The organism is Actinomyces bouchesdurhonensis (assembly GCF_900128465.1).
Taxonomy (GTDB): Bacteria; Actinomycetota; Actinomycetes; order Actinomycetales; family Actinomycetaceae; genus Pauljensenia; species Pauljensenia bouchesdurhonensis.
On the sequence record NZ_LT635866.1, the window covers coordinates 76482 to 95105 of the forward strand.

Sequence of the window (18624 nt, forward strand, 5' to 3'; positions counted from 1 at the left end):
GGACAGGACCCATTATGCCTCACTGGCAAAAGTTTGCTACTTCTTTCGCCGAAATTTCCTGTTATTTTTTCGTAACATTTGCACATCTATCGAAACTGGCAGCATCGGCTGACAATCTGTCATATGATGGGATTCATCTGGTGGGACCATGTTCCGTCAGAGTCCCCGATCAACGTTGATTTGGAGCAGTCATGAACCTTAGATTGAAGCGGTGGATCACCGCCGGCGCGACTCTCGCCATGGTCGCCACCATGGGCTTGTCCGCCTGTAGCACCAACCGTGCGCTCAGCTCAGAGACAGGAAAGAACGAGGTCACCATGGCCTCACGCACACCGAACTGGATCTTCCCCATCTCCGCCAAGGGCTACACGCAGGGCGAAAACGGCCAGTTCATCCAGTCGCTGTACCGCCCGCTCTTCGCCTACAAATCCACCTCCGAGACCCCCTACAAGATCAACCTCCCCAAGTCCCTAGGTCAGGTCCCCGACGTCTCCGAGGACGGCAAGACCTACACCATCACCCTGCGCGATGATGCCAAGTGGTCCGACGGCACCCCCGTATCCACCCGCGACATCGAGTTCTGGTGGAACCTGGTGACCAACAACAAGGATCAGTGGGCCTCCTATAAGGAGGGCTTCTTCCCCGACGGAGCCTCGCTCGCCGTCTTGGACGAGCACACCTTCTCCATCACGACCACCGACGCCTTCAACCCGTCCTGGTTCATTGACAACCAGATCAACAAGGTTGCGTTGCTCCCCCAGCACGCCTGGGACAAGACCAGCGCCGACGAGGCCGTCTCCGACCTGGACCGCACCCCCGAGGGCGCTCAAGCAGTCTTCGCCTACCTGCAGGGCGAAGCCAAAGACCTGTCCTCCTACGCCAAGAACCCGCTGTGGCAGACGGTGAACGGCCCGTGGAAGCTCTCCTCTTTCACCCCCGACCAGGGCCTCGAACTGGTCCCCAACGAGAACTACTGGGGCGAGGACAAGCCCAAGATCGACAAGCTGATCTACAAAGCCTTCACGGGTGACGACGCCGAGTTCAACTCCGTGCGCTCAGGCGCCATCGACTTCGGTTATATCCCGGCCGCGTCATACAACCAGCGCAGCGCCGTCGAGAGCAAGGGCTACAACGTCTTCCTGTGGCCCGGTAACACCATCACCTATCTGGCCCTGAACTTCGCACCCCAAGCACCAGGCTCGAAGTTCATCAACCAGAAGTACATCCGCCAGGCGATGCAGCAGCTCATCGACCAGCCGACCCTGTCGGAAAAAATCTGGTCCAACACAGCCTCCCCCACCTGCGGCCCCGTCCCCATGCCCGCCGATAAGGTCGGCACCACCGACGGCTGCGTCTACAAGTTCGATCCGGACGCCGCCAAGAAGCTCCTCGAGGACCACGGCTGGAAGGTCGTCCCCGACGGCTCCACCACCTGCGAGAACCCCGGCACCGGGGATAACCAGTGCGGCGAGGGCATCGAAGCCGGCGACGCCCTGAGCTTCAAGCTCGTCTCCCAGTCGGGCTTCGTCTCCACGCACCAGATGTTCGAAGAGATCATCTCCCAGTTCGGCAAGCTCGGCATCAAGATCGACATGAACGAGGTCCCCGACTCGGTCGGCGCGTCGCAGGCATGTGACGACGAGACCCCCTGCACGTGGGACCTGTCCTTCTTCGGATCCCAGACCTCGTGGGGATTCCCGATCTATGCCTCCGGTGAACGTCTCTTCGCCACCGACGCGCCGGTCAACCTCGGTCAGTACTCCAACCCCGAGGCCGACAAGCTCATCGAAGAGTCGACGCGCTCGACCGAACCCGACGCCCTCCAGGCGTACAACGACTTCCTCGCGGAGGACCTCCCCGTCCTGTGGATGCCCAACCCGTACTACCAGATCACCGCAGTGAAGAACACGCTTGACCTGGGAGAACTCGACGCCACGGGTGACACCTGGCCCGAGGACTGGGCGTGGAAGACCGACGGGGCTAAGTAAGCGCTCGTCCCACCGGCGACGACGAAACCCCTCAGGCCGTCCTAGCCGGCACCATGAAAACCCAACGATTTGCGCTCGGCCTCCTCGACGGACGCACCGTCCTGGTCGTCACCTCCGGCATCGGACTGGCCAACGCCGCTTCCGCCACCGCGCGCGCCCTCACCCTCGTCGACGCTCCCATCGTCATCGTCGCCGGCACCACCGGCGGANTCCTGCTCCAGTCCCAGCCGGGCGGCGCCGCCCGAGCCGCACTGGGCAAGGACGCGACAAAAGAACAGCTCGCGGCTTTCGACCACGAAAACGGCTACGACCGGCCGATCCCCGAGCAATACGTCACCTACCTGGGCAAAATTGCGCACGGCGATTTCGGCTACTCCTACCAGCACAACCAGTCCGTCAACGACCTGCTAGCCGCCCGCCTACCGCGCACCATCTTCCTCTCCCTGCTCTCCACCATCCTCGCCCTCATCATCGCGGTACCCCTGGGCGTGTGGCAGGCAGTGAAGAGAAACAAAGCACCCGACTACATCGTGACGATCGCATGTCTGCTGGCCTACTCGACGCCCATCTTCTTCGCGGGCCTCCTCCTCATCGTCCTCTTCTCCCAGGTGTGGCCCATCCTGCCCAACGACGCCCCACAGGGCGAGAATCTCTCCGTCATGTGGGAACAGTGGGATCACCTGATCCTGCCGGTGTGCGCCCTATCGATCGGCACGATCGCCGCCTACGCCCGCTACGTGCGCTCCTCAATGGTGGATAACCTCAACGAGCAGTACGTGCGCACTGCACGCGCCAAGGGCCTATCAGAGTTCCGCGTCGTCTTCGTGCACACGCTGCGCAACGCCATGTTCCCCGTCATCACCATGATCGGCTTATACATTCCCGCGATGTTCTGTGGCGCCCTCGTCATCGAGACGCTCTTCAACTTCAACGGCATGGGCTACCTGTACTACCAGGCCACCGGCAGGCGAGACTACCCGATCCTCCTGGGCGTGGCGCTCATCGTCTCCTTCGCAACCGTCATCGGCGCCCTCCTGGCTGACTTCCTGTACGCCATTGCCGATCCTCGAATCCGACTGGCAGGACGATCCAAATGAGCACAGCAACCGCCACCCCCACCGCGCCCGCGAAGGCGCGCACCGCCCGCAAGTCCACCAAGCTCCAGGGCCTGCAAGTCTTCATGGAGAACCGGCTCGCCGTCTTCGGCGTGTGCATGCTCCTGATTCTGCTGGCGTTCTCCTTCATCGGTCCACTCTTCTACGTCACCGACCAGGTTCACACCGACCTCATGAACTCGGCGCTGCCCCCCTCCTCCGAGCACCCCCTCGGCACGGACATGGTCGGCTACGACCAGCTCGGGCGCCTCATGAAGGGTGGACAGACCTCGATCATCGTCGGCCTCTTCGCCGGCATCATCGCGACGACGATCGGCACCCTGTACGGCGCCATCGCTGGCTTCGTGGGCGGCTGGATCGACGCGATCATGATGCGCATCGTTGACGCGCTCATGTCCGTGCCCGTCCTGTTCCTCTTCATGCTGATCGCCACGATGATTCCCCCGACGGTCCCCGTCCTGATCATCATCATGTCGGCACTGTCCTGGCTGGGCACGTCCCGACTGATCCGCGGCGAAGCACTGTCTCTTCGCACCCGCGAGTACGTCGTGGCAATGCGCGGCATGGGCGGATCGATGCCCCGAGCGATCCGCACGCACATCGTGCGCAATACGATCGGTACCGTCATCGTGAACGCGACCTTCCAAGTCGCCGACGCTGTCCTCTACGTCGCTTACCTGTCGTTCCTTGGCCTGGGCGCGCAGCCTCCCGCCACCGACTGGGGAGCCATGCTCTCCAACAGCCAGTCGCACGTTTATTCGGGCAACTGGTGGCTGCTCTACCCGCCGGGCGTCCTCATCATTGTTCTGGTCCTGTCGTTCAACTTCATCGGCGACGGCCTGCGTGACGCCTTCGAAGTTCGACTGCGCAAGAGGTGAGAACTACCATGGATTACTCTCCGCTCCTGGACATCCAGGATCTCCATACGGACATTGAGATTCGCTCCGGCGTGGTCCACGCCCTCTCGGGTGTCGACCTGCACGTGAACCCCGGCGAGACCCTGGGTATCGTGGGCGAATCGGGCTCCGGCAAGACGATGACTGCCCTATCACTCATGGGCTTGCTTCCCCAGGGAGGCCGGGTATCCTCCGGCTCGATCATCCTTGACGGGCAGGACCTAACGAAGATGTCACTGCGCGAGAAGCGTAGGCTACGCGGCACGAAGGTCGGCATGATCTTCCAGGACCCGCTCACCTCGCTGAACCCGACCATGAAGATCGGCTTGCAGGTCTGTGAGCCGCTGCGCGTGCACAAGAAAATGTCGAAGAAGGACGCGCTCGAGCGCGCCGTCGAGATTCTTAGGCGCGTGGGCATGCCCCGACCCGAGATCGTCATCAACAACTACCCGCACCAGCTCTCGGGCGGTATGCGCCAGCGCGTCATGATCGCCATGGCCCTCGTGTGCGAACCACGTATCCTCATCGCTGACGAACCAACGACGGCCCTGGACGTGACGACTCAGATGCAGATCCTTGATCTCATCGACGAGCTGCGCGACGAATACCAGATGGGCGTCATTCTCATCACCCACGACCTGGGTGTGGTCGCCGGCCACACGGACCGTGTGGCAGTCATGTACGCGGGCCGCATCGTGGAGACAGCACCCACCAAGACGCTCTTCACGGAACCTAAGCACCGCTACACGAGTTCCCTCATGGCAGCGTTACCCGAGCGGGCGCTCGCCGCGGGCACGAAGCTGTTCTCGATTCCGGGTGCTCCCCCCTCGCTGACTAACCTGCCGGTGGGATGTCGTTTCGCCTCCCGCTGCCTGTGGGCCGGAGCCGAGTGCGTGGACCGTTACCCGGGTCTGTCGGGCGAGGACTTCCACACATACTCCTGCTTCCATCCTGTCCAGAAGGGCGACGAGTCACCTGCCCAGCTGCAGGCAAAGATCGATGCCGTTTCATCCTCGAACGAGGCCGTGGAAGCATCGGGGGGAACACCGGTACAGCAAGCAGACTCGTGCGAGGTCCTCCTTGAAGTCAATGAGGCATCTCGCGAATACGAGTCCTCCGGCTCCGGTTTCCTCAAGCGGGACAAGGGTGTCGTTTCCGCGGTAGACCGCGTCTCAATCACTTTGAAGAAGGGTGAGACCTACGGTTTGGTCGGCGAGTCGGGTTGCGGCAAATCAACGATGGGACGTCTGATTGCGGGACTCGAATCCCCCTCGGGCGGCTCCATTGAGTTGGGTGGACGTGACCTGGCTAAGCTGAAAGGCCGCGACGCGATTCGTATCCACCGCGACGTGCAGATGATGTTCCAGGATTCCTACGCGGCAATGGACCCGCGCATGCGTATTGACCAGATCCTGGCCGAACCTATGAGCATTCAGAAGACGGGGAACACGCGTCAGATCGCTGAGCGCATCATGGAGATCATCGAGCAGGTCGGCCTGACCGAAGAAATCTTGGATCGCTACCCGCACGAGTTCTCGGGCGGCCAGCTCCAGCGCATCGGCTTCGCACGTTCCTTGACGCTGGCACCGGACCTCATCGTCGCCGACGAGCCCGTGTCCGCCCTGGACGTGTCTGTCCAAGCGCAGGTCCTGAACCTCATGAAGGACCTGCAGACCGAACTGGGGCTGTCTTACCTGTTCATTAGTCACGACCTGGCGGTCGTCCAGTACATGGCGGACCGTATCGGCGTCATGTATCTGGGTCGCATCGTCGAAGAGGGGCCGGCCAAGGAGGTCGTTAAGAACCCGAAGCACCCCTACACGAAGGCACTCATCGATTCAATTCCCGTGCCCGACCCCGAGTTCTCTCACAACGATCGGGCCATTAAACTGGAGGGTGAGCCACCGAGTGCCGTCAACCCGCCAAAGGGCTGCCGTTTCCGCCCGCGCTGCCCCTTCGCTGGCGAAGAGTGCAAGGTGCAACCTCTCCTGACGGACGAGACACACCGGGTGGCGTGCCACCACCCGCTCGTGCAGGCCAACGAAGGATGAGCTAGGCATGTAAGCACGCAGACGTTCATGGCGGACTCCAACGCGACCCCGACCCGAGCAATCAGGTCGGGGTCGCTTTCTGCGCTCCCCCGCTGAGGCGACGCGACGCGGGTATGGGTGTGGGGTGCGACCGTCAGGTCGCACCCCACACCCGAGATACTTTCGGTCAGCGCGTCACTTGGAGACGGCCTTCTTCAGCGTGGAGCCAGCGGAGAGCTTGACGCCGTAGCCGGCGGGAATCTTGATCTCTTCACCGGTACGGGGGTTACGACCGGTACGGGCGGCGCGCTCGACGCGCTCGACGGAGAGGAGACCGGTGACCTTCACGGCCTCACCCTTGGCCAGGGACTCAACGAGGACGGCCTGGAAAGCTGCCAGGGCCTCGTCGGCCTTCGCCTTGGTCAGGTCGGCACGTTCGGCAATCTGAGCAACAAGCTCGGTACGGTTCACGGACATTGAGAAACCTCATTCCTGTTCGTTCTTAGTTACCACTTTCGTGGCCACGAATGAAACAGTACGAAATCTCTGGCGATTTCGCCGACTTTAGCGCGATATTTCGCGGATTTCACGAAAATTGCTCGAATTTTAGGCCCAAAACCGCACTTTTTGTAACCTCTATCACACAAACTTTCCACTTGTTCAATACGTCCACGTCCCCAAACACACGATAACCGGCTTATTTTTCAGTAATGAACACCCTCGACATCAGGCCACAGCCCGCCCCATAGCCACCCACTGTCAAACCCACAAACGACCAACCCACCACCCGGGTGAACTAACGCGCACCATCAGCCCCCGCCTCGTCCCCCATTCCCCACCCCACCTGCGAACAGACAGACGAGCCACAGCGTCATGACTTAGGATGAACATGCCTTCACGCAACAAACATTGAAGGCATCCCCATCACACATGAACATACGTTCAGGAGACACGCATGGCATCTCGCCTCTCGTCCGCTCCCCATCCCGTCGACCAAGTCCCACCCATCGGCAAACTGACAGTCCTCGGAATCCAGCACGTCCTCGCGTTCTACGCGGGCGCCGTCGTCGTTCCCCTCGTCATCGCCTCAGGCCTCGGACTCGATAACCACACCCTGGTCCACCTCATCAACGCCGACCTGCTCACCTGCGGTATCGCCACGATCATCCAGTCCGCCGGCATCGGTCGTTTCATCGGCGTGAAACTCCCCCTCATCCAAGGCGTCACCTTCACAGCCGTCTCCCCCCTCATCGCGATCGGCGCGGCAGCGACACCGTCCGGCGCAGACCCGAGGACCGGCCTCGCCACCATGTACGGCTCCATCATCGCCGTCGGCCTGCTCGTCTTCCTAGTTGCACCCTTCTTCGCAAAGCTCCTGCGTTTCTTCCCGCCGATCGTCACCGGCACGCTCCTGACCGTCATGGGCACAACTCTGCTATCCGTGTCCGCTGGCGACATCGTCGCCTGGGCCGACAAAGCAACCGACGACGCCGCCAAAACGACCGCCACCTTCGAAGCCCTCGGCTTTGCCTTCGGCACGATCGCGATCATCGTCATCATCCAACGACTCTTCAAGGGCTTCATGGGGACCCTCTCCGTCCTCCTCGCCCTGCTGATCATGACAGCCGTCGCCTTCGCGTTAGGCAAGACCGACTTTTCGGGCGTGGGAGAAGCCACCTGGCTCGGCATCACCACGCCCTTCTACTTCGGCATCCCCAGGTTCTCCGCAACCGCCATCCTGGCGATGAGCATCGTCATGGCGGTGACCGCCGTGGAGACAACCGGCGACGTCTTCGCTACCGGCGAGGTCGTAGGCAAACGCATCACGCCACGCGACATCGCCAACGCACTGCGCGCCGACGGCCTGTCCACCCTGCTGGGCGGCGTCCTCAACTCCTTCCCCTACACCTGCTTCGCGCAGAACGTCGGCCTGGTGCGCCTGACCCGCGTGAAGTCCCGCTGGGTCGTCACCGCGGCAGGCGTCTTCATGATTGTCCTGGGTCTGCTGCCCAAGGCCGCGGCCATCGTCGCAGCCATCCCTCAGCCCGTCATCGGTGGCGCATCCCTGGCGATGTTCGCCAACGTCGCTGTCGTTGGCATCCAGACCCTGGCCAAGGTGGACCTGCGCGATAACCGCAACGCCGTCATTGTTTCAACGTCGATCGGCATGGCACTACTGGTCACTCTGAAGCCCGGCATCGTTAGCGTCATGCCGTCCTGGCTGCAGATCATCTTTGGCTCGGGCGTCACAATCGGTTCGCTGACGGCCATCATTTTGAACCTCTTGTTCTTCCACATCGGGCGCCAAGCGTCACCGGATGTTGCCGTGGTGAACGGCAAGAAGATCAACCTGGATGACGTGAATGCGATGGATCGCGCGACCTTCGTGTCCACGTTCTCCCAGATGTTCACGTCGCAGACGTGGCCGGCGGAACGCGCCTGGGAGGCACGCCCCTTCGCGTCCGTGTCCGAGCTGCGTTCTTCCTTCGAGGACGCGGTCTTGGCGGCGACTCCTCAGGAGGCGGAGGAACTCATTGCCTCCTATGACGACATCGTCTCCCTGGTCCTCGATGGGCAGGGTGACGATCAGTCGCTGGCGGACACGTCGAACCTGTCCGTCGGTGAGTTGACAGACAAGGAGGCCGAGGAGCTGCGTGCCCTGGGTGGCGCTTACCGTAAGAAGTTTGGGCGCCCGCTCATCATCTGCGTGAGTAACGTGGTGGACCGTAAGCATTTGCTTGAGTCCGGGTGGCGTCGCGTCGAGCACTCGCCTGCCCGCGAGGCCCGCTTCGCTCTCGGCGAAGTTATCGACATCGCCGACCTGCGCTTCGATCAGCTGGTCGCCGACGCGAACCCCATGCGCGCAGCGTGGGACGCGGGGGTCGAGCGCCTCTAGAATCGCTCGTCTCGTCGTTGACGAGGCCGGGGCGCGTCGGGTCTTCACTTGGAAGTCCGGGGCGCCCCGGTTTTTCCATGTTATGGGACGCCATGCGTTGAGCCTGGCTGTGGCGCCGGTGGCGGCGTTATGAGGTGAGAACCGCGCTCAACGCCAGAAGGCACTGCGTGCAATCCCACCGTTAACCCGGTAAGTGGCGTGTTAACCCGACAACTGGCACCCTCAACCCCTCAATGCGCACGTTAACCCCTTAGGTGGAGCGTGGGCAGGTGTGCCCATACTCCACTAGTAGGGTCCAGCTGCGCATTGAAGGGTTGACACAGCCACCCATGGGGCCAGGCCGCCACAGGCCAAGCACGCACCAGCCCCACGAAGCCCCACACATCCACAGATCCGAGGCGCTCACACCAGTCACGAGCCAGCCGCGACGCGAATCGCTCGGACCTGAGCGGCACTACAACACTCTCTCACGTAACACGAAGCCGCAGGTGCCAGGCGCCGGTTTCACGTTCGACCTCGCGCCGATCGTGCCACACGGCAAGTGACAGGCGACACAAAGACCACACCGAAGGGAGCGAGAAGCACCGGATCCACCATGTTGCTTGTTACCGATGAGGTGTTACACCCGATCAGGTGGAACCCTCCCAATAGAGCCAACACCCACCGACCCCGCCATGTTCGAGGACTACCCCTGGGGTTAGGCTTGTGTTGTTGACACTTCGTTAAGCGGGTGTGTGTGCCTGCGGAAAGTGAGGTGCCTGTTATGGGAACTCGTCGTCGTTTTACACCGGAGTATCGTCGTGATGTGGCGAGTCTGGTGTTGGATACAGGGTNACACGTTTTGTCCATCCTTCAAGTTGGCTCCCACCAACTTCAATACCGATCTTTCCCGCACCAGCAAGCCGAAAAGTCGCCACAAAACCAACACGTTTTGTCCTATAACCCTAAATGCAAAGGGATCTATAATCTCGGCGGGCGGATGCGCCTAGATACGCTGAGGGGCCGACCTTTCGGTCGACCCCTCAGCGTATCCCATCAACACAGTGCAGTTGCTCTCAGATGACTCCTCTTGAATGTTTCGTCGGCATGCGCCGGACCCGTGTGGCCCGTGCCGTATTCCCCTGTGATGACACCTACTGTAGAGGGTGAGCCTGTGGACATCACCGGAAGAGCCTGTGAAAACTCTGGGATTGTGCGCAGCTCCGTGGCATTAGCTGATCCACTTGCCACTGCCATCAAACTGGTACCACTGCCATCCAATTTGGAACCAGCCGGTCACCATCGCTCCGCTGCCAGGCCTCAGGTAGTACCAACCATCTGCGGTGCGCAGCCAGCCCGTCACCATCTTTCCGCTGAAAGTACTCAGGTAGTACCACGATGACCCGTCCTGGAACCATCCTTTGACCATCGTCCCAGTGCCAGGCCTCAGGTAGTACCAGGAACCTTCGACATTGACCCAGCCGGTGATCATGACGCCAGAGGAGGAGTGGTAATACCAGGAGCGACCATCGTAGGCCCAGCCTGTTTCCATATACCCACTTGAGTCGAAACGGTAGACCTTTCCGTCAATCGTCACTGCCTGGTTCCTCGGGTAGCTTCCATCCGGATACCTGTACCACCAGCCGAGGAGGGCGCGCTCCCACTTACCATCCGCAACAACAGATGTCACCGCATCCTCGTTTGCACGTTGGACGCTCAGATGCGTAAGGCCACGAGACTCGATGTGCACTGAAGCGGTCGTATCGTCGAGCGCCCACGTGGCGGTCAGGGAGGAGACACTCCCCTGCCCTACGCTCAAAGCAGTCCTGCCTTGCACAAGCGACCCACCCTGCACGGTATCGACGCGCCCCACAGCGGAAGGCAACAGGCTCCACATGGTCGCACCAACACGGAACGAGGGGACCAGTAGGGCGTTCAAAAAGGCGTCACGCCGATCGGTGCGGCGCTCCACCTCGCCGAGGGCGAGAGCGGTTGAGTTCTGCCAAATGTCCTGACTCGTTGTTTCGACGTCAGGGCTGGGGGCGAGCAGCATCGCGGATGGGATCGCACTAGCATGGCTCGCCATGCTCGTTCGCGCAGCGTCGGCGAATGGGACGCAGACCGCGGTCAGGGTCATCACTCCGGTCGTTATCAGCGCCAGTGATGCGAATTTGTGATGAGACATCGGTACCTCACATGGTGGTCGACTGCTGGACGGCGAGCAACGCCAACAATGTGACGCGCTCCACTATCTAGACTAGCCCGCATCTCCCTCAAGCGCCGTTTAAATTACTTATTTTCTCACAATGTGTCAAACTTGTGATGCGCTTAAATATGCGCATTTCTATGCACCTGCTCAGAATATAGACGACCGAATGCAGGGATTCTTCAACCACCCAACATACAAGGAGCCATCCCAATCGGAACAGCTCATCTGACCACCGACCACCGCAGCGCCGCGCCCCCGGAGAGTGTCCGGGGGCGCGGGCCTAGGGTCAGCGATCTCGATCGCGAATTAGCCGATGAGCTGGCCGTTATCAGCGAAGTGGTACCACGTACCCCAAATGCGCAGCCACCCGGTCGCCATCGCCCCCGAGGTCCGATCCAGGTAATACCAGTGACCGCCCTCCTTCAGCCACCCCGTGGCCATCGCGCCACCAGAGGGACTCAGGTAGTACCAGGTGCCACCAACCTTGACCCAACCGGTCGACATGACACCCGTGGCGGGATCCAGGTAGTACCAGCGCACACCCGAGAGCACCCAGCCACTGGCCTGAGCGCCCGACGCCTTGTGGTAGTACCACTGCCCGCCCTCGCTCGCCCACCCCGTGCGCATGTACCCCGACGCATCGAAACGGTAGGTCGCCCCATCAAGCACGAGCGCCGTATCCGACGGGTAGGAGCCATCCTCGTAGCGGTACCACCAGCCGCGCCCATCCCACTTCCACACACCCGTCTTCGGCGCGGGAGCAGGAGCCTCAACGCGGATCGTAGCGCTCGCGGACACAAGCGAAGGCTGCGTCGGATCAGCCACGGTGATGATCGCCTCACCCGCACCCACCGCGCTCACCACACCATCCGCACTCACCGTCGCCACGGCCTCGTTCGAGGAAGACCAGGTAAGTGCCGTCACGTTGGCGTCCGCGGGCTCGTGGGTCGCGCCGAGCGTCAGCGTCTCACCGACGCTCAACGCCACGGATGTCTGGGAGAGAGCCAGCGACGTCATGGGGATCGCCTTGAGGTCCACCTTCACGCTTGCCCTATTGACCGGCCAGTCCCACACCTGCAGGTAGACGCTCGAGGGGTCACCACCCGCACGCTCGGCAATCTGGGAGAGCGGCACCTCGAAGTGGACGTGGTGCAGCCCGTCGTCCCCGATCTCGCCCCAGCCGTAGTACTTCTCGCGCATGAAAGGCTCACCGTCCTGCGTCCACGAGAATCCGTATCCCGGGAAGGGCGACGCGTCGGTGGCATCAAAGGACAGCGTGCGCCCATCCCCCTCGCCCGAAATCGCCACGTTCGAGATGACGGGCGGGGCCGTGTCCAGCGTGATCACGTGGGTCAGCTTCTCGGTGACAGGAGAGGCGCCACCGGTGGTGCCTTCGATGGTGAGCGTGTAGTGGGCGTCCGGCAGCTCGTTGCCGTTCTCGTCGTACCCATCAAACAGGGGAGCTCTGTCGAACGCGTCTTCCGCCCGGGTGACCTCCCAGTAGCGTCCGTTGGAGTAGGACCTGCTCTTGGGTGCGCCACCGTACGTGTAGGAGCGCACGACCTCCCCCGCCTCGTTTGTGTAGGTGTACGTCAGCGAGACGACGTCGCGCAGCAGCACGGTACCAGGGGTGGCATACGTTCGTGCGTATTCGTCCGTCGACCGGGAGATGATGTACAGGTCACGGTCATTCGTACTGATGGCGATGTCCTCTTCCGGGTCGAACGGGTTCAGCTGCCCGAGAGTCAATCCATGGAAGGTCATCGCGGATGTGCCGATGGTTTCCTCACCGTACACGGGGCTGTCGAAGATTGGCGTGTCGCCACCCGCGCCGTAAAAGCCCAGGTAAGGAACGGTGAGATCGGGCTGTCCGTCCGCGCTCGTGAAGGTCACCGCGCCTTCAACGAACGTGCCGTTGGGCGTCTGCTCGGTCGCGAACGAGGCGAACTCGGCCCTCGGGTTCACGGTGACGGTCACCGTGGCGCTGGAGGCGGCGGGTGTCACCGTCGCCGTGGTGGTGAGGGATGAATAGTAGGGGTAGGTGCCGCCCACTCGAATCTCCACCGCGCCACCTGCGGGCAAGACCGGGATTGTGGCAGTAAGTTTGCCTCCACCTGAAGTGGCTGCTCCGTNAACGAGGGCGGCACACTCATGGTGGTGACGGCTAGGGCACCGGTCGCAACCAACGCCAGTGCCGACAATCGACGGTGACACATCTAGGACCCACTCTCTTGACAACTGGTTAAACGGGGCGAACATCGCGGCACGACCCCTTGCTTTAAGAGTAACTCACGTTCCCCCATCAAGGCATAGTTATCCCGAATTTTTCTCACGATCTGTCAACCGCTTAATGGGCTTATTTGTAAGACAAACCGCTTCATTGCTCAGTGCGGCACAACGTTCGTAGGACAATGTCTGACCACATCATTGAAACACCTTTCATCGACTGCCAATAAGTCACACTTCACGCCCTCAACAGAGCACATCAGAGTACATAAACGCCCGCGCCCCCGGAGAGTGTCCGGGGGCGCGGGCCTAGGGTCAGCGATCTCGATCGCGAATTAGCCGATGAGCTGGCCGTTATCAGCGAAGTGGTACCACGTACCCCAAATGCGCAGCCACCCGGTCGCCATCGCCCCCGAGGNCACGTACCAGCGTTTCGGCGCCATCGGCACCGACCTCGAAAGCGCGAACCTGCTGGGTGCCCGCGATACCGCCCGTCACCGAGGCAGTAATCTCCACCGCAGACCCAGCCGGGTCCGCGAGCGTGTACCCCGCCTCGGCCTCGGCGATGCCCACGCCAGACAGAGCCACGGACGGCGCTGTGTAGGCGTGCAGCTGCGCCACATTAATACCAGCCGCTTCGAGCGCGGCCTTCGCGACAGCCCAAGCCTGCGAGTCTTCGCCGCCCGCAACGTAGACCTGCGTGTCTTCCTTCTTCTCATCGCTCAAATCCTGCTCGAGGTCGAGGCGGGTGAGCGTCGAAGGCAGGACGAGGACGCGCGGAACGTCCACGCCGAAGGAGATAGACGTCATGCCCTCGCCGAAGAAAGCACTCTCGCGACGCCCGTTCGTCGGCCAACCGTCGTACACGAAAGAGCCATCTACGCCGCCGCGCACGACGATGCGACGAGGCATCGGCACCCAGCTGCCCTCCATGCGAATCGAGCGCACCTTCGTACCGTACTCGACCAACTCCACGGAGTTGCCCACGACACCCGTTGAGGTCTCCACCGAATCCGGTATGACCAGCTCAGTCAGGGCCGCGGCACCACTGAACGCCTCGTCGCCGATAGTCCTCACCCCCTCGGGCAGGACGACGCGGGTCAGCGTCTTGTTGTTGGCGAAAGCCGAGGCGCCGACCTCGACCGTGCCCGCGCGCACCGTGTAGTCGGTGATGGTATTCGCCGCCGGGGAGAGCAGGAGGTGCAGCCCGTCGGCGCCCGTGCGGTACAGGACGTTGCGCTCGGCCGAGTACACCGCGTTATCGGCGGACACGGTCAACGTGGCGATCGTGCGGTCGCCATACAGAGCGGTCTCGCCGAAGGAGGAGACGCCCGCGCCGATGTGGAACGAGGCCAGGGCCGTGTTCTCCGAGAAAGCCTGTTCGCCAACCGTGGTCACCGAGTCGGGCAGACTCACGGTAGGAACCGCGGTGCGGCTCAACGCGAAGTCGCCAATCGTCGTCAGGCGCCCCAGCTCGGGACGGAAGTTGACTCCATTCTTGGCGCTCGTGGACTCGAACGCGCTGCCGCCCAGGAAGATCGCGCCTCCCAGATCAATGCTGTCCAGCTTGCCAGCAGAGCAGAAGGCACAGGTGCCGACCGTCTCGAACTTCTCGGGCAGGGTCAGCGCTGTGAGCGCGGAGAGGCGGAACGCCTCGTCCCCGATCGCGCGCAGGCTGTCGGGCAGCGCCACGGTGGTGATGCCCGCCTTCTGGAAGGCCTTGGGTGCGATGCTCGCGACCCCGTCCAGCACCGTGTACGAGCCGCCTGTGTTCTTGGCTGCCGGGTAGAGGATCAGGCGCGAGTGGTCCTTGGAGTACAAGACCCCGTCGATGCTCTCGTAGTTCGGGTTCGCGGGGTCGACCTCGACGCCGGTCAGCGCGGTAGTCTCTGAGTACCCCGAGGCCAGTGCATCAGCGGCGACGTTCGGCCCCAGCTTGATCGACGTGAGCGCCGAGTCGTAGTCGAAGACCTCGGCGCCGATCGTCACCACGGAGCGAGGCAGCCCAATGGCTTCCAGGCTCGTGTTCGCGAACGTGCGCTCACCGATCGTCGTGAGCTGGGAGGGGTGGGCCGGATCGTCCTGGAAGGTGACCTTCGTTAGCGAGGAATAAATGAAGGCCTCGTTGCCGATGCTGCGCACGGCGGCGGGAATCGTCACGTGTTCCACGGTCGAGCTCGCGAACGCGCGCTCGCCGATGTCGGTGACGCCCTCAGGGATGACGACGTCGGTCGCACTGCCCTTGTAGGCCGTGAGAACGCCGTTCTCGTCGATCTCGAAGTCGTCGGCGTCGGCTGCTCGCACCGTAACGGGGATCGAGGCGGTCTTGGCAGCGCCCGCCGCGTCGGTGACGGTCGCGCTCAGCGTGCCCGCTCCAGCGTGATCTGCGCCCNGCGCCCGACACACTCACCTGGAGGGCCGTGTACTCGAAGAGGCTCTCCGTGTTGTAGCCGGCGTCCTTCATAGCAGCCTCGGTGAGCGTCCACGCCTTCGAATCCTTGGGGGCAGCGACGTAGATCTCTGTACCCGCCTTGAGGTCGTCGTCCATGTCGGCGGCGAGCTTGATCTCCTCGACGGTCGAGGGCAGCACCAGGACGCGGGGAGTGTCGAACCAGAACGTGAAGCGGGTCATCCCCTCACCGAAGTAGGCGCTGTCCGGACGCCCGTTGGAGGCCTTGCCCTCGTAGTAGAACTCGCCGTCGTTACCGCCGCGCACGATGATGTGGCGCGGGGTGGTGGTCCCACGCGGGGTCATCCACAGTTCCGTGACCTTCGAGCCCAGCTCGATCGTGTCCAGGCCGTTGTTGACCAGGCCGCGGGCAACCGTCACCGAATCAGGAATGACGAGATCGGTGAGGTTCGTATCGCCATCGAAGGCGCCGTAGCCGATAGTCGTCAGCCCCTCGGGCAGGACGACGCGGCGCAGGGAAGTGTTGTTCGCGAAAGCAGAGTCAGCGATCGCGACCGTGCCCTCGGGAACCGTGACGTCGGCGTCCGTCTTCGTGGGCAGGTACAGGACGAGGGTGCGCCCCCCGTCATCCTTGCTGTACAGGACGCCGTCTTCTTGCGAGAAAACCGTGTTAGCGGGGTCCACGGTCAGCGAGGAGAGGCTGCTCGCGTCCACGAACGCGGATTCGCCGATGGTGGCAAGGCCCGAGCCCAAGTGGACAGACCTGAGGGCAGTGTTGGAGGAAAACGCCCCCTGACCGATCGAAGTCACCGAGTCGGGCAGCGTCACAGAGATGAGAGCCGTGCCCACGAAAGCATAGTCGCCGACATCGGTCAGTCGGTTCAGGTCGGGGCGGAAGTTCACCTCGGCGAGCGCCTTGTCGTAGCGGAATGCGCTATTGGGCAGCGCCGTGGTGCCGCCCAGGTCGACGCGCTCCAGCTTAGGCATGTACCAGAAAGCCGTGTCATCCATGGACTCGAAGCCGTCGGGCAGGGTCAGGGAGGTGATCTGCGAGCCCACGAACGCGCCCTTGTTCACGGAGCGCAGGCTCGAGGGCAGGGTCAGGGAGGTGATCTGCGCAGAGGAGAAGGCGCCCTCGTCAATGGTCGAGGTTCCCTCAGCGACCGCGTAGGCCCCTCCCTTATTCTTTGCCTGCGGGTAAGTCGCCAGGTGCGTGCCGCCCTGCGCGTACAGGACACCGTCGAGGCTCTGGTAGTTCAGGTTCGCGGCGTCAACCTCGATGCTCTCCAGGAGCGGGGTTCGCGCGAATGCGGCGAAGAGGCCATCCTCCTCGACATTCGCACCGATGTGCACGGAGCGCAGCTTCTCCATGTCACTGAAAGTTTCCTGACCCACGGTCTTGACCGATCGCGGCAGCGTGACGCTCTCAAGAGCCGTGTATGTGAAGGCGCGGTCCCCGATCGTCTCCAGCTGCGAGGGGTGCGCATCCTCGTCCTGGAAGGTGACCTGGGTGAGCGGCTGGCCGGCGAATGCAGAGTCGTCGATCGCGCGCACACTCGCGGGAATCCACACGCTCGTCAGCTGCGCATTAGTGAAGGCGTTCGAGCTGATCTCGGTCACACCCTCGGGGATACGAACGTCCGTCGCAGTGCCCGTGTACGACACGAGTACGCCGTCGGCGTCGATAGTGAATCCATCATTATTGGCTTGCGGCGCGGCGGCTACTTTCACCTGAGCGCCCGCGCTCGGGCTGGCCGCGAAAGCGGCGGGCATACTGACGGCGGTCAGCGACAGCGCACCGGCGAGCGCTAACGCCAGCACCGAAACTTTCCCACGGGACATAAGTGACCCTCTCTGTTGACATTGGGTAAAACAAAGGCCCATGCCATCATAGTGTAAAAACCCTGAACTATATCCCTCGTAGGAATATTCCGTCCGTCGCGAAACCCCCCTTCTTGCCACCCATCGTCTGTTAACCATCCGTTTTCCACGATGTATCAAAAGCAAGCTCATGACAACAGGGATACACGGACACAGTCAGACACGCGTCACAAATGGCACGATCAATGTCACATAAGCATGCTAACCACATGGTCTGACAAACTCAATGCGCGTGTTTAGCAACGAATCAATCACGCCAGGCCACGCGCGCCGCAGGCAGCTACGTCGGGGGGCCGGCCGACCGGTCCCCCGACGCCTTCTCGTCTCAACCGCTATGATCACGCGGTCATGTCCACTGGCCAGAATCAGAGAAGAAATACCATGTCTGCCCGATCCGCACCCACCCGGTGGCCATCGCACCCGAGGCCTTCAGGTAGTACCAGGAATCACCTCGGTGCAGCCAACCGGTGACCATAGCACCATCAGCAGGATTGAAGTAGTACCAGGTCCCGCGGATCATCATCCACCCCGTCGCCATTGCGCCACTATCGGGATTCAAGAAGAACCACGAGGCACCGTCCCTCAGCCACCCGGTCGTCATCGCGCCACTGCCGGGCGTCATGTAGAACCAGGACGACCCGAGGCGCAACCAGCCAGTAGCCATCGCACCCGTCTCCTCATCCAGGTAGAACCACGACGAACCGTCCCTCACCCAGCCGAGCGCCTGAGCACCCGACTCCTGGTGATAAAACCACAAGCCGCGGTCCAGCACCCATCCAGTACGCATGTACCCATCCGCACCAAAACGGAACACAGAACCACCGATGGTTACCGCTTGGCTCGAAGGGAACGACCCATCAGCGTAGCGGTACCACCAACCCCGCGCATCACAGACCCACGCGCCACTCGTCGGGGCAGGCTCCGGGGCAGGCTCCGGGGTCGGAGCGGGGTCGGGGGTCGGGTCCGGCGTCGGCGCGGGGTCGGGGGTCGGAGC

At 62.3% G+C, this 18624-nt stretch carries 7 protein-coding genes and 3 pseudogenes; 5 read left to right on the forward strand and 5 right to left on the reverse strand.

Annotation, left to right across the window (positions count from 1 at the left end):
* Positions 1 to 191 precede the first annotated feature (191 nt).
* The 4 genes from BQ7477_RS02805 to BQ7477_RS02820 all read left to right on the forward strand — a co-directional run bounded on the left by BQ7477_RS02805 (position 192) and on the right by BQ7477_RS02820 (position 6050).
* Complete coding sequence (locus tag BQ7477_RS02805; RefSeq protein ID WP_073982737.1) at positions 192 to 1988, forward strand: peptide ABC transporter substrate-binding protein; 1797 nt, start codon at positions 192 to 194, stop codon at positions 1986 to 1988.
* Between the two features lie 53 nt (positions 1989 to 2041).
* Entirely contained in the window at positions 2042 to 3085 is a 1044-nt protein-coding gene (locus BQ7477_RS02810; RefSeq protein WP_073982738.1) for an ABC transporter permease, read from the forward strand.
* The gene (locus tag BQ7477_RS02815; RefSeq protein ID WP_073982739.1) at positions 3082 to 3981 is read left to right on the forward strand and encodes an ABC transporter permease; all 900 of its coding nucleotides are present in this window, start codon (positions 3082 to 3084) and stop codon (positions 3979 to 3981) included. Before BQ7477_RS02810 ends, BQ7477_RS02815 begins: the two co-directional genes overlap by 4 nt.
* An 8-nt stretch (positions 3982 to 3989) precedes the next feature.
* Positions 3990 to 6050: an ABC transporter ATP-binding protein gene (locus BQ7477_RS02820; RefSeq protein WP_073982740.1), complete on the forward strand. Its 2061-nt coding sequence runs from the start codon at positions 3990 to 3992 to the stop codon at positions 6048 to 6050.
* A gap of 174 nt (positions 6051 to 6224) precedes the next feature.
* Here BQ7477_RS02820 and BQ7477_RS02825 read toward each other — a convergent pair whose 3' ends face one another.
* A complete protein-coding gene (locus BQ7477_RS02825; RefSeq protein ID WP_003790058.1) occupies positions 6225 to 6506 on the reverse strand; it encodes an HU family DNA-binding protein in 282 nt (93 codons plus the stop codon).
* Positions 6507 to 6984: 478 nt separating this feature from the next.
* Between BQ7477_RS02825 and BQ7477_RS02830 the strand changes: the two genes are divergently transcribed.
* Complete coding sequence (locus BQ7477_RS02830; protein WP_073982741.1) at positions 6985 to 8925, forward strand: solute carrier family 23 protein; 1941 nt, start codon at positions 6985 to 6987, stop codon at positions 8923 to 8925.
* Positions 8926 to 10135: 1210 nt separating this feature from the next.
* Here BQ7477_RS02830 and BQ7477_RS02835 read toward each other — a convergent pair.
* The 4 genes and pseudogenes from BQ7477_RS02835 to BQ7477_RS02865 form a co-directional block, all read right to left on the reverse strand.
* On the reverse strand, positions 10136 to 10990 hold the full coding sequence (locus tag BQ7477_RS02835; protein ID WP_159430575.1) for a hypothetical protein: 855 nt from the start codon (positions 10988 to 10990) through the stop codon (positions 10136 to 10138).
* A gap of 429 nt (positions 10991 to 11419) precedes the next feature.
* A pseudogene (locus BQ7477_RS02840) lies at positions 11420 to 13123 on the reverse strand (Ig-like domain-containing protein); the annotation flags it as partial.
* A 606-nt stretch (positions 13124 to 13729) separates the two neighbouring features.
* Positions 13730 to 17591, reverse strand: a pseudogene (locus BQ7477_RS12260) (leucine-rich repeat domain-containing protein); the annotation flags it as partial.
* A gap of 385 nt (positions 17592 to 17976) precedes the next feature.
* Positions 17977 to 18624: pseudogene (locus BQ7477_RS02865) on the reverse strand (S8 family serine peptidase); the annotation flags it as partial.

Bases quoted from the DNA above. Each gene is read 5' to 3' on its own strand.
- BQ7477_RS02805 (WP_073982737.1), top strand. From the start codon at position 192: ATGAACCTTAGATTGAAGCGGTGGATCACCGCCGGCGCGACTCTCGCC.
- BQ7477_RS02830 (WP_073982741.1), top strand. From the start codon at position 6,985: ATGGCATCTCGCCTCTCGTCCGCTCCCCATCCCGTCGACCAAGTCCCA.
- BQ7477_RS02835 (WP_159430575.1), bottom strand. From the start codon at position 10,990: ATGGCGAGCCATGCTAGTGCGATCCCATCCGCGATGCTGCTCGCCCCC.
- BQ7477_RS02825 (WP_003790058.1), bottom strand. From the start codon at position 6,506: ATGTCCGTGAACCGTACCGAGCTTGTTGCTCAGATTGCCGAACGTGCC.
- BQ7477_RS02815 (WP_073982739.1), top strand. From the start codon at position 3,082: ATGAGCACAGCAACCGCCACCCCCACCGCGCCCGCGAAGGCGCGCACC.
- BQ7477_RS02820 (WP_073982740.1), top strand. From the start codon at position 3,990: ATGGATTACTCTCCGCTCCTGGACATCCAGGATCTCCATACGGACATT.